The 11,623-nt window shown below is 67.5% G+C and carries 14 protein-coding genes; 6 read left to right on the plus strand and 8 right to left on the minus strand.

Features of this window, described 5'->3' with window-relative positions; genetic code table 11:
• Positions 1–78 precede the first annotated feature (78 nt).
• The 3 genes from ACWFRF_RS25870 to ACWFRF_RS25880 are packed head-to-tail and all read right to left on the minus strand — an operon-like array spanning position 79 to position 3,427.
• Positions 79–1,032, minus strand: coding sequence for an alpha/beta hydrolase (locus ACWFRF_RS25870; protein WP_378993420.1), 954 nt, complete (start codon positions 1,030–1,032; stop codon positions 79–81).
• Positions 1,033–1,058: 26 nt separating this feature from the next.
• Positions 1,059–1,892, minus strand: a complete 834-nt coding sequence (locus ACWFRF_RS25875; protein WP_378993422.1) for an SDR family NAD(P)-dependent oxidoreductase — start codon at positions 1,890–1,892, stop codon at positions 1,059–1,061.
• A complete protein-coding gene (locus ACWFRF_RS25880) occupies positions 1,889–3,427 on the minus strand; it encodes a flavin-containing monooxygenase (RefSeq protein WP_387447507.1) in 1,539 nt (512 codons plus the stop codon). The genes ACWFRF_RS25875 and ACWFRF_RS25880 overlap by 4 nt, the downstream gene beginning before the upstream one ends.
• A 68-nt stretch (positions 3,428–3,495) precedes the next feature.
• Between ACWFRF_RS25880 and ACWFRF_RS25885 the strand changes: the two genes are divergently transcribed.
• Both ACWFRF_RS25885 and ACWFRF_RS25890 read left to right on the plus strand, forming a co-directional pair.
• The gene (locus ACWFRF_RS25885; protein WP_378993426.1) at positions 3,496–4,131 is read left to right on the plus strand and encodes a TetR/AcrR family transcriptional regulator; all 636 of its coding nucleotides are present in this window, start codon (positions 3,496–3,498) and stop codon (positions 4,129–4,131) included.
• 228 nt (positions 4,132–4,359) lie between these two features.
• A complete protein-coding gene (locus tag ACWFRF_RS25890; RefSeq protein WP_378638330.1) occupies positions 4,360–4,803 on the plus strand; it encodes a hypothetical protein in 444 nt (147 codons plus the stop codon).
• Between the two features lie 63 nt (positions 4,804–4,866).
• Here the strand turns inward: ACWFRF_RS25890 and ACWFRF_RS25895 are convergent, their stop codons facing one another.
• The gene (locus ACWFRF_RS25895; RefSeq protein ID WP_379315163.1) at positions 4,867–5,448 is read right to left on the minus strand and encodes a helix-turn-helix domain-containing protein; all 582 of its coding nucleotides are present in this window, start codon (positions 5,446–5,448) and stop codon (positions 4,867–4,869) included.
• A gap of 82 nt (positions 5,449–5,530) precedes the next feature.
• Between ACWFRF_RS25895 and ACWFRF_RS25900 the strand changes: the two genes are divergently transcribed.
• Positions 5,531–6,601, plus strand: coding sequence for an NAD(P)/FAD-dependent oxidoreductase (locus ACWFRF_RS25900; protein WP_452452680.1), 1,071 nt, complete (start codon positions 5,531–5,533; stop codon positions 6,599–6,601).
• A gap of 70 nt (positions 6,602–6,671) precedes the next feature.
• Here ACWFRF_RS25900 and ACWFRF_RS25905 read toward each other — a convergent pair whose 3' ends face one another.
• Together ACWFRF_RS25905 and ACWFRF_RS25910 are read right to left on the minus strand one after the other, a co-directional pair.
• Positions 6,672–6,890: a hypothetical protein gene (locus ACWFRF_RS25905; protein ID WP_378993431.1), complete on the minus strand. Its 219-nt coding sequence runs from the start codon at positions 6,888–6,890 to the stop codon at positions 6,672–6,674.
• Between the two features lie 100 nt (positions 6,891–6,990).
• The gene (locus ACWFRF_RS25910; protein WP_449963764.1) at positions 6,991–7,560 is read right to left on the minus strand and encodes a TetR/AcrR family transcriptional regulator; all 570 of its coding nucleotides are present in this window, start codon (positions 7,558–7,560) and stop codon (positions 6,991–6,993) included.
• 79 nt (positions 7,561–7,639) lie between these two features.
• On the opposite strand from ACWFRF_RS25910, the gene ACWFRF_RS25915 reads away from it, so the two are divergent.
• On the plus strand, positions 7,640–8,251 hold the full coding sequence (locus ACWFRF_RS25915; protein ID WP_452452682.1) for a hypothetical protein: 612 nt from the start codon (positions 7,640–7,642) through the stop codon (positions 8,249–8,251).
• 41 nt (positions 8,252–8,292) lie between these two features.
• Here the strand turns inward: ACWFRF_RS25915 and ACWFRF_RS25920 are convergent, their stop codons facing one another.
• On the minus strand, positions 8,293–9,132 hold the full coding sequence (locus tag ACWFRF_RS25920; RefSeq protein WP_452452685.1) for a helix-turn-helix transcriptional regulator: 840 nt from the start codon (positions 9,130–9,132) through the stop codon (positions 8,293–8,295).
• 102 nt (positions 9,133–9,234) lie between these two features.
• Here ACWFRF_RS25920 and ACWFRF_RS25925 point away from each other — a divergent pair, with 102 nt between their 5' ends.
• Entirely contained in the window at positions 9,235–9,948 is a 714-nt protein-coding gene (locus tag ACWFRF_RS25925; protein ID WP_452452687.1) for an SDR family NAD(P)-dependent oxidoreductase, read from the plus strand.
• Positions 9,942–10,415 carry a hypothetical protein gene (locus tag ACWFRF_RS25930; protein ID WP_452452689.1) on the plus strand — a complete coding sequence of 158 codons (474 nt, stop codon included), beginning with the start codon at positions 9,942–9,944 and terminating at the stop codon, positions 10,413–10,415. The genes ACWFRF_RS25925 and ACWFRF_RS25930 overlap by 7 nt, the downstream gene beginning before the upstream one ends.
• Before the next feature lie 11 nt (positions 10,416–10,426).
• Here ACWFRF_RS25930 and ACWFRF_RS25935 read toward each other — a convergent pair whose 3' ends face one another.
• Complete coding sequence (locus tag ACWFRF_RS25935; protein ID WP_379314648.1) at positions 10,427–11,593, minus strand: hypothetical protein; 1,167 nt, start codon at positions 11,591–11,593, stop codon at positions 10,427–10,429.
• Positions 11,594–11,623 lie beyond the last annotated feature (30 nt).

Consider the following 11,623-nt stretch of genomic DNA (forward strand, 5'->3'; position numbering starts at 1 on the left):
TGGGTTCTACTCGCCAGTAATCTACGACACGTTCGGGCGGGTCGCGATATCGCCGCCCGAATTGCCCGTCACCAGGCTTTATCGTAAATCGTCTATCGATACCGGCTGAATTGCTTCTCGCAGGAATTCCGCGAGTTCGCTGAGAGCCAGCGCTGCCTCGGTGACCAGCGCGGCTTGCAGTTGCGCGACATGCCAGAGGCCGCGGGTTTCGGTGAAGCGGACGTGCACGCCCGCTCCACGCAGGGCTGAGACGAGCTTGCGACACTGGTCGTGCAGGAGTTCGCTCACATCGACCTGCACGTAGGTGGGCGGCAGGCCGATCAGGTTGCCCGACAGCGGGGCGTAACCCGCTTCGGTCGCGGCGGAGTCGCCGAGGTAGTGGGCGGCGCAGGCTCGCGACCACGTTCGGTTGATCACCAGGTCGCGATCCCTGCTCGGCACCTCGGTGGGGTCCACCCAGGGCGCGATGAGGCCGAGCGCGGCGGGGGTCATCTGATGCTTCTCGATCAGCCGCTGGGCCAGTGCCATCGCCAGGCCGCCGCCCGCCGAGTCACCCGCCAGGCAGATCTGCTCGGGCCGGTAGCCGACGTTGCCGACCAGGTCGAGGAACGCGGCCTCGGCGTCGTCGAGCCCGGCCGGGAACGGGTGTTCCGGCGCCAGCCGGTAGTCCAGCGAATACACCGCGCAGGAGGTCTCACGCGCGAGACCGGCCACCAGCGAACGGTGTGTGGCGATCGAGCCGACCACATAGCCGCCGCCGTGCAGGTACAAGATCGCGCCCGCGGCACGTTCGGGCGGGACCGCCCGGGTACGCGAACCCGGAATGGCGGTTTCGGCGATCACGCGTTCGGCGGGGCGCCCACCCAGCTGCAGGTGCTGCACGACGGAACCGTCGGGCACCAACTGCAGCCGGGAGACCGCGTCGAGCAGAACGCGCTGTACCGCGACCGGTAGCCGTGCGTTGAGTGTCACCCGGAACACCGGGTCGAGCAACGCACGGGCGATCGGCAGCGGAATCTTGAACTCGCGCATGGAGTTTCCTCGGGTCCAGAGGAGCGTCAGTGTGGCATGAAGCGGCCGTTGACCACGGCCGAGATCCGGCTGTAGCCGGAGGCGAGGAAGCGCACGCTCACGTCGAGCACCTTGGCCTCCCAGCCGATCAGCACGCGGGCCTGCCCCTTGCGCACGCCCTCGGTGATGGTCTGTGCGGCCATCTCCGGGGTGTGAATCGCCAGGTACTTGTCGAACAGGGTGGCGGCGTTGGCGCCGTCCATGCCCTCGGCGTAGGTGGCGTTGCGGGCGACCGCGGTCTTGATGCCACCGGGGTGCACACAGGTGACCTTGACCGGCGCCTTGGCGACCTTCATCTCCTGGAACAGCGCCTCGGTGAAGCCGCGCACCGCGAACTTGGCCGAGTTGTAGGCCGCCTGGCCGGGCACGGCGACCAGGCCGAAGAGGCTGGACACGTTGATCACGTGGCCGTCGCCGGACTCGATCAGCATCGGCAGGAACGCCTTGGTGCCGTTGACGACACCCCAGAAGTCCACATCCATGATGCGTTCGATGTCTTTGAACTCGGTCTTGATCACGTCGCCGTGGTAGGCGATGCCCGCGTTGTTGTAGATCTGGTGCACGACGCCGAAGTGCGCCTTCACCTGATCGGCGTAGAGCAGGAACGCCTCGCGCTCGGCCACGTTGAGCCGGTCGGACTTCACCTGCGCGCCCAGCTTCTCGCAGGACGCGACGGTCTGGGCCAGGCCCTCGGCGTCGATGTCGGACAGCGCGAGTTTGGCGCCACGCGCGGCCAGATTCTCGGCCAGCGCGCGACCGATGCCGGAGCCGGCTCCGGTGATCACGCATACCTTGTTCGTGAAGTAAGCATCTTTGCTCACTGTGCTGCCACCACTTCCCTGTCGGCGTCTGCGGTTGTCGTAGTGTAGGCGGCGGCATCGAAATGCCGTGTGAGCCTACGGAATTCGAACGTGAAGTCCGGCCACAACGTGGTGTTGTTGCCGTGCTTGTCCAGGTACCAGCTGGCGCACCCGCCAGTGTTCCAGACAGTCTTACCCAACTTTTCCTGCAGGTCGGCGTTGTAGGCCTGCTGCACGTCTTCGCGAACCTCGACCGTACGCAGACCCTGCGAGTCGATCGTCGCCAGCGCGTCGCTGACGTAGTTGATCTGCGATTCGATCATGAACACCATCGAGGTGTGGCCGAGGCCGACATTCGGGCCGACCAGGAAGAACATGTTGGGGAAGTTCGCGATGGCCGAGCCCTTGTAGGCCTGCTGGCCGATGTCGTCGAACACCTCGGCCAGCGTGCGCCCGTCGCGTCCGACCATCGCGTTGTAGGTCGGGGAGTCGGTGACGTGGAAACCGGTGGCCACGATGAGCGCATCGATCTCGCGCTCGGTGCCGTCCTTGGTGACGATCGAGCCCGCCCTCACCTCGGCGATGCCGTCGGTGATCACGTCGACATTGTCGCGATCCAGCGCCGGGTAGTACTCGTTGGAGATCAGCATGCGCTTGCAGCCGATCCGGTAGTTCGGGGTGACCTTCTTGCGCAGTTCGGGATCGCGGATCTCGATCTGCAGCTTGGCGCGCGAGAGGGCCTCGAAGGCCTTCATCAGCACGGGGAAGCGGGTCAGGCCGACGACCTGGGTCTCGCGGGCCGCGTAGATCGCCGCGCGTGAGAGGCGCTGGACGGCGGGGATGTGCTTGAACGCCAGCCGCTCGGGCAGCAGGTACGGGCGGTCCATGCGCGGCAGCAGCCAGGGGGCGGTGCGCTGGTAGACGTCGAGGGTGGCGACCTCGCTCGCGATGGCGGGCACGATCTGGATCGAGGAGGCGCCGGTGCCGATCACCGCGACGCGCTTGCCGGTGAGGTCGGCGTCGTGGTTCCAGCGGGCGGAGTGGAAGATCTCGCCCTCGAAGTCGTTGATGCCCTTGATGTCGGGTAGCGACGGCTCACACAGCGCGCCGACCGCGGAGACCACGGTGTCGGCGGTGAACTCGCCCTGGCTGGAGCTGATCTCCCACTGCGCGGCCGCTTCGTTCCAGCGGATGCTCTGCACATCGCAGTCGAAGACATGGCGGTCGAGCACGTTGTAGCGCTCGGCGACGCTCTTGATGTACGCCTGGATCTCACCCTGCTTGGAGAACGAGCGGGTCCAGTTCGGGTTCGGGGCGAACGAGTACGAGTACAGGTGCGAAGGCACGTCGCAGGCGGCACCCGGGTAGGTGTTGTCGCGCCAGGTGCCGCCGACTTCGCTGCCGCGCTCGAGCACGAGGAAATCGTCGCGACCCTCTTGGCGCAGGCGGATGGCCAGGCCGAGGCCGGCGAACCCGCTGCCGACGATGATCGTCTTCACGTGGCGGGTTTCAGCGACCCGGGGCTCGACAACGTTGTCTGTAACCTTACGACTCATGTATTGCAGAATACGGTCTTATTGAGCCGGAGTCAACAGCTATTGAGCCGGGTTCAGTAGTGGCTAGGATGGCGGGTGTGACTACCAGGAGTGCGGGAGAGACGAAGCGTGTGCGGCTCAGCCCCGAGGAGCGCCGGCTGCAGCTGATCACCCTCGGCGCCGAAATGCTGGTCGACCGGTCGCTCGAGGACGTCTCGGTCGACGACATCGCCAAGCAGGCGGGCATCTCGCGGGGCTTGCTGTTCCACTACTTCGCCTCGAAGCAGGAATTCCACGAGGCGATCGCCCGGCACGTGAGTACCGAGTTCTTCGTCGCGATCATGCCCAACCGCGAGTTGTCACTGTTCGACATGTTGCGCGACTCGATCGAACGATTCGTCGACTACGCCACCGAGCATTCCGCGTCGTATCGCTCGGTGCTGCGCGGACCCGCCAGCGTCACTCCCGACATGGCCGACTACGTCAACGAAACCCGCGGCGCCATCGCCGATCTCATCGTGAGCGAACTGCCGCTGCCGCCCGAGGATCCCGATCTGGCCCGGCTCACCTTGGCCATTCGCGGCTGGATCGCCTTCGTCGAGGAGACCATCCTCACCTGGATGATCGACAAGCCGATCAGCCGCGAGTCGCTGGTCGATCTGCTGGTGGAGTCGCTGCCCGCGCTGGCGCTGAGTCCGGCGTTGATCGCCGCGCTCCAGGGCTGAATTCCGCCGGATCGCTGTTAACGCGCCGACGGGAGTGTCGCGAACAACTGAGGGGCTTGCACTGCCCTCCGCCGCTGCGTGCCCACAGTTCCGGTGGCCCTGAATCTGTTGTGGCACAACATATTCGGATGCCGAATCGAGACCATTGCGGTGGCTAACGGTGCGGCTGTTCGGCACGACGAAGTGGGTATGACTCTCACGAACAGCACAATTCGCAAATTCTCGGCCGTGGTTGTTTCCGCCGGCGCCGTCCTCGTCGGGCTCGGTGCGCCCGCCGGCGCGCTGCCGTCGGATCCGATCGCGGTGTTCACGCCGACGCTCAGCCGGACTCCCGGCGCCAACTGCGCGGCGATCATCAACGCCCAGACCGTGCCGCAGCCGCAATCGGGCACCTTCGGTGTGCGGGTGGCGATCACCCAGACCGGAGACTTCTGCCAGCGCTACCAGGTGGCCGTACGCTTCCGCAATCTCGATACCGGCTACAGCGACGGCCAGTCGCACCCCGTGGAGAACGGTCAGATCCTGCACGCGCCGGGCAATGTGATCGTCGGGTTCGGGACCGCGCCCGGCAAAGGCCGGGTGGAGGCCTGGATCGTGACCACCGACGAATCCCTGCCCCAGCATCAGGAATTGGAGCACATCGCGGGACGCGCGAGCTTCACGCTCGGCTGATTCTCGCTGTCTTCCGTCGGGGCGAGTGCACAGGTGAGTGCGCTCGCCCCCGACGGGCTTGCCCTAGTCGGATTTGGGGCGGGCGCGCAGGTGCGCGCGCTCGCCCTGCTTGCCGAACAGGCTGATGAATTCGACGGATTGTTCGTCGGCCGCGCCGAACCAGTGCGGGATATGGGTGTCGAACTCCGCGGCTTCGCCGGGGGTGAGGATCAGATCGTTGTCGCCGAGAATCAGGCGCAGGCGACCGTTGAGCACGTACAGCCACTCGTAGCCCTCGTGCACCTGCGGTGTCTGGGGTCGATCGCGGGCGCCCGGGGCGATGATCATCTTGAACGCCTGGATGCCGCCCGCGCGCTTGGTGAGCGGGAGCATGGTCATGCCGTGGCGGGTGACCGGGCGCAGGTGGATGCGCGGGTCGCCGGTGGGCGGGGCGTCGACGAGCTCGTCGAGGGTGACGCCGTATGCCTTGGCCAGGGGGAGCAGCAGCTCCAGGGTGGGTTTGCGGTCGCCGGATTCCAGACGTGACAGGGTGCTCACCGAGATGCCGGTCTCCTGAGCCAGGTCGGCGAGGGTGGTCTGGCGCTGTTTGCGCAGGTTACGCAGCCGAGGTCCGACCGAGTCGAGGGTTTGATCGAGGTCCTCCATGCTCCCCACTTTGCCATATCGGCAAAGAAGGTTGCCAGTATTCGGCGTTGGAATGCACTGTGGACGCTCGAAGGAGGTCGAGATGACACAGCTGGATGATTCGTACGACGTGGTGGTGCTCGGCGGTGGAGCCGCCGGGCTGAACGCGGCGCTGATGCTGGCGCGTTCGCGGCGCTCGGTGGCCGTGATCGACGCGGGGGCGCCGCGCAACGCGCCTGCCCAGGGGGTGCACGGACTGCTCGGGCGGGAGGGGATGTCGCCGCTGGAGCTGCTCGAGCTCGGGCGAGCCGAGGTTCGCGGGTACGGCGGCGATGTGGTGGCGGGACGGGTGGTGAACGTCGCGCGTGTGAATCGCGCACCCGAGCCCGGAATCGTTGCGGACGAGCGTGATTCAGGTCAGGTCGGTCCGGGTGACGGCGCTGCGGCGGGGGCGGGTCGGCGGTCGGATGTCGAAGAATTCTTCGTGACCCTCGACGACGGCCGGACCGTGCGGGCTCGGCGCGTTCTCGTCGCCACCGGACTCGCCGACGAGCTCCCCGATGTTCCCGGGCTGCGTGAACACTGGGGTCACGATGTCCTGCACTGCCCCTACTGCCACGGTTGGGAAGTGCGCGATCAGCGCATCGCGATCCTGGCGAGCAGCCCGATGTCGGTGCACCAGGCGCTGCTGTTCAGTCAGCTCAGCGACGACATCGTCTTCCTGTCGCACACGGCCGATCCATTGAGTGACGAAGACGTGGAAAAGCTGGTGGCACGCGGTATTCGGATCGTCGACGGCAAGGTGGTCGAGGTGCTCGGCGCCGACCGGCTGACGGGCGTCCAGCTCGCCGACGGCACCGTCATCGCACGGGATGCGCTGGTCGTGGCGCCTCGGATGAACACCCGCGCCACCTTCCTCACCGAACTCGGCCTGGTTCCCGAACCCCACCCCTCCGGCATGGGCGACCACATCCCCGCCGATCCCGTCGGCCGTACCTCGGTGCCCGGCGTCTGGATCGCGGGTAATGCCACCGATCCGTCCGCCCAGGTCGGCGCTGCCGCGGCAGCCGGGGCCATGGCCGGTGCGCAGATCAACGCGGAACTCGTGATGGCCGAAACCGCTGCCGCGGTGGCGGCACACCGAGCCGATAGCGTCGAATCTGCATCCGTGTAGGCCCGATCGATCCTCGGTACGACAGCGAAGGACCCCGTCTGCGGTGATGACGGGGTCCTTCGCTGTCGGCTCAGTTATCGGTGGCCGGGCACACGGTGCTGCTGAACGGGCACGGCTTGAACAGCTCCTCGATGAGCATCACCAACGTGGCGCTCCCGCTGGTCGCGTCGGCACTGCCGGTCCCCGCCTCGGCGACCGATACCGTCGGCGCGGCCGCCGCGGTAGCGGGCACCACCGCACCGAGTGCCACCATCGCCATGCCCGCCATCACGAATTTCCCGATCGACACGCTAACTCCCAATTTCGACAAGTGTTGTCACAGTTGACGACATGGATGCTGCCTTCTGAACCGACCGACCGGTAGCCCTGAAAACCAGGGTTGCGCTGCTTCAGTCGAGTGCCCCGCGCGGGCAAGTGCCCTGCGCGTCATCGATGGCCGCGCTCAGCAGGGCGCGCGCCTTGTCCGGCGAGAGTTGGCCGATGGTGACGTGGAGGGCCAGGCCGTCGAGCAACGCGAGGAGGGAATCGGCGGCGGCTGTCGGGTCGGGGTGATGGGTGATCATGGTGGCGACATGGTCGCGAAAGCCACGTCCGTTCGTTGCCAGGGTTTCGGCGATCCGGGGACGGACCGAGGCGAAGGCCAGATAGCCGATAAGGACGCGGGCGTCGGCGGCCGATTCGGGGTCGGTGGGGAGCAGGGCGGTGAGGAGCTGGTGCAGGTCGGGGTCGGGGCCCGCCGCAGAGATCCGGGTGGCGATCCGGTCGGCGATCGTGGAGGTGGCGAACTCCATCATCGCTTCCTTGCTGGGGAAGTAGTGCTGCACCTGGCCGGTGGACACGCCCGCCTCGGTGGCGACATGGCGCAGGCTGATCGACTCCAGGCCGTCGCGGGCGAGCAAGCGCATCACCGCGTCGCTGATCGTCGCGCGTCGAGAACTGTGATCCACCCGCTTCGGCATCGGTCCATCTTTTCACAATGCACTTGTATTGCCACGCTCGGCATCTTTACAATGCGAATGTATTGAAAAGGAGGGTCCCATGCGTCCGATCACCCAGCTCGCACGGTCTTTCGTTCGACTCGAAGTCGACATCTGGGTGAGCCTCGCGCGCGCCGTCACCCGCAGGCCGGACCTCGGGGGCGGCACGCCGATGCGGTACGCGGGCGCGGTATCGGCCACCATCTGGGCCTTCATCGTGGTCAGTGCCGTGGAGATCCCCGCGGTTCACCTGCTCATTCCATGGCCCGCGTCGCGGATCGTCGCCTTGGGACTTGGCGCCTGGGGACTGGTGTGGATGGTCGGGATGCTGGCCGCGCACCACATGCACCCCCATGTACTCACCGATGATCTGCTACGAGTCCGGTACCTGCGCCGCGTCGGCCTCGACATCCCTCTGTCCGGCATCCGAGCGGTCCGCCACGACCTGCGCGCCTACGACGGCGCGAAATCGCTGCAACGCACCGGACCGGGTGACGAGGCGCTCGCCGTGATCATTGGCAGCTCGACGAACATCCGCGTCATCCTGACCGAGCCTCGGACCTTCCACACCCCGCAGGACGACTTCACCGTGAGCACCGTCGCCTTCTGGGCCGACGATCCGAAGGCCGCGGTCGCGTCGATCCGCGCCGCGATAGTGGACCGGGCCGTCTGACGGTTCACGCCCAGTCGAGTGAGGCGCGTGGTCGAGGCGCTTCAGTGGAAAGATTCGAGGCCGGTTACTCGGAGGAGGTCGAGGGCGGTGGCGGTGTGGGTGTGGGGGGCGGCGGAGTAGATGATGATGGTTTGGTCGGTGTCGGGGACGTGCATGGCGTCGCAGTCGAGGGTGAGGGCGCCGAGGTCGGGGTGGGCGATGGTTTTGGTGAGGCTGTGCATGGCGCTGGAACGGCCTGCCTGCCAGAGTGACTCGAATTCGGGGCTGCCGGTGCGTAGTTCGGTGAGCAGGCGGGTCAGGCCGGGGTCGTCGGGGTAGGTCGCTTTCACCGCGCGCAGGCAGCCCACGCAGGCGGCCGCGTTGCTGTCGGCCTCCTCGGGTGTCATCACGACGCGGCCCATGCCGGTGCCGAGGAAGCGCTGCCACATGATGTTGCGCCGGCCCACCGGGATCGCGGAGAAATCACCGAGCAGGGCCGCCGACAAGGGATTCCAGGCAAGAACGTCGGATTTGGCCGAGAGCACGAGCACCGGCAGATCGGCCAGGCGATCCAGCAGCCGCAGCACGCTGGGACGGATCACCAGCGGAATCCGCCCGGCCTGCGGCGGTTCCGACCCGGCGAGCCGGAAGACGAGATCGCGGTCGACATCGGTGAGCCGCAGCGCCCTGGTCAGCGCGCCGAGCACCTGCTCCGACGGTTTCGGTCCGCGACCCTGCTCCAACCGCACGATGTAGTCGACGCTCACCCCGGCCAGGTTGGCCACCTCCTCGCGCCGCAATCCGGGGACCTGCCTGCGTGATCCGCCCGGCAGGCCCGCGTCGGCGGGGGTCAGCCGGGAACGCGCGGTGCGCAATACCGTCGCCAATTCCGCTCTGTCCACCCCTCCCATGGTGCCGCAGGACAGCGGGTCAGGGGGTGGTACCGCGGGTCCTATGCCGAGGCAGCACTGGAGACCGGGCCGGGTCGGGGTGACTCTGGAGCCATGACAACGATTGCCTTGGTCACCGGGGCCAACAAGGGACTCGGCCGGGAAACGGTGCGCAGACTGGCCGAAGCCGGCTGGCTGGTGTTCCTCGCCGCCCGCGACACCGCGCTCGGCGAGGCCGCCGCCGCCGAATTCACCGCGGCCGGTGTCGACGTTCGATTCGTCCCGCTCGATGTGACCTCCGACGACTCCGTCGCCGCGGCCGCCGACATCGTGAAGGCCACCGCGGGCCGCCTCGACGTGCTCATCAACAACGCGGGCATCGGTGGTCCCCGTAGCGCACCCTCCGAGACCAGCCCCGATGATCTGCGAGAAGTGTTCGAGACCAACGTCTTCGGCCCGGTCCGGGTGACGAACGCGTTCGTGGGTCTGCTGCGGTTGTCCGACCATCCCCGCATCGTGATGGTGTCCAGCGGTGTCGGCTCCATCGCGACGGTCACCGACCCGAAGTGGCAGGGCCTGCTGCCGCCCGCCCTCGGCTACCCGAGCACCAAGGCGGCGCTGAACATGCTCACCGTCATGTACGCGAGCGAACTCGGCGAGATGAAGGTCAACGCGATCGATCCCGGCTACACCGCCACCGACCTCAACGGGCACAGTGGTTTCCAGACCGTCACCGAGGGCACCGACGCCGTCGTCGCCGTGGCGACGGCCGACCGGGACGGCCCGACCGGCGGATTCTTCGACCGAACGGGCCCCACCTCGTGGTGAAGGCGGGCGCCCTGCTCGTGGCGGTGCTCGCCGGCCTCGGCATCACCACCTATCTGATGAGAACGGAGAGCCCAGTGCCACAACCGAAGACGAGCACGGTGCTGTCGATCGGTCTGCACCCCAGCGCCGTCGACTACACGCGCTACCCGCAGATCGACGAAGCCACCCTGACCGCGCGCATCACCGCAGGCGAAACCGCCTTGCGCGAAGCAGGTTTCGATATCGTCTCCTGCCAGGTCCCGGCCGACCCCGACGCGGCCGAGGCGGTCCTGCGCGAATGCGCGGCGGGTGGGGAGTTCCGGGTCGCGATGATCGGCGCGGGTGTGCGGATGGCGCCCGAACACACCCTGCTGTTCGAGCGGCTGATCAATGTCGCCTCCGACCTCGCGCCCGGAATCGGCTTCTGTTTCAACACGTCGCCGGAATCCACCATCGACGCCCTGCGCCGCTGGGTTCAGACCGGCTGAGAGGTGACCGCTTACTTGTGGCCGCCGCCGTGGTCGTGACTGCACGTGTCGGTGCGCCGGCCGTCGGCGCTCGCCTGGCCCGCGCCATGACCTTCGAGCGCCGCGAACGGGCCGCACTGATGCGGGGCGATCCAGACGTGCACCATCGGATTGCCCGCGCCGGGGTTGATGGAGTTGGGCGGGCAATTGCCCTGGGCGTCGAGGACACCGGCGACCACGGGGCCGTTGTCGCCCGCCTTCCAGCAGAGATTGTCGTGGACGTGCCACTGCATCAGGGACCCGCCGAAGTCCACCAGGCTCGGGTCGTCGATCTTCTTGCCGTTGGCGATGTACATCGCCGACACGAGGGTGCGGCCGGTTCCGTCGACCCGATAGACCAGCGACTCCGGGTGGGCGGGGTCGAGGAAGTTGTTGTCGCGGATGTAGCTCATGTTGATGTAGTGCTCGTACCCGGTGGCCGAGTCGCCGATCGAGCGGAAGCCCAGGGCGCCAACGGTGTTCACATCCGAGAAGGCGGGCAGGCCGTCGAGCGTGCTACGCACCAGGTTGGTCGCGCGCGATTGCTGGTCCGACGTCACACCGGCGACACCCGACAGGTCGATCGGCTTCGTGGGATCCCACGGGCGCGGCCAGTTCGCCTCGGTGCCGTGATCGTCGCCCGCGCCGTGCGCGTGGTCATCGCCGCCGGCATGCGCGTGATCGCCGGTGTCGCCGTGACTGTGGACGTGCCCGACACCGTTGAGCATCGCCGCCAGCGCCAGCACACCCACCGCGGCGGCCGCGATTCCGGAGCGCATCGGCGGCAGGGTCGCGGTGGGCCGGAGCAGGCCGATGCCCGCGGCGACGGCGGCCAGCGCACCCAGCACCGCGCACACGGTGTCGGCCACCTGCGGTGACTCCGCGGTCAACCCGGCGATCCACCCCACATCGGCGAACCGGGTGAACGCCCACACCGCGGCGGCGAAGGCATTTGCCGCGAGCATCGAGCTCACGACCACCTTCCGCTCGCTCAGCAAGACCGCCAGCCCGGTCGCGCACTGGATCGCGGCGAGCACCACCATCAGCCGCGCCAGCGTGGCGTGCTCGGTGTGCATGCCCGCTGCCATGAAATGCACGGCGCCCGCCCCCACCGACGCGATCCCGCCCAACAGCAGGTATCCGTTACGTCCGTTCGCCATGCCACGCTCCTGTGTTTTCTGAGCGCTGGC

It is taken from the genome of Nocardia sp. NPDC055165 (assembly GCF_053606985.1).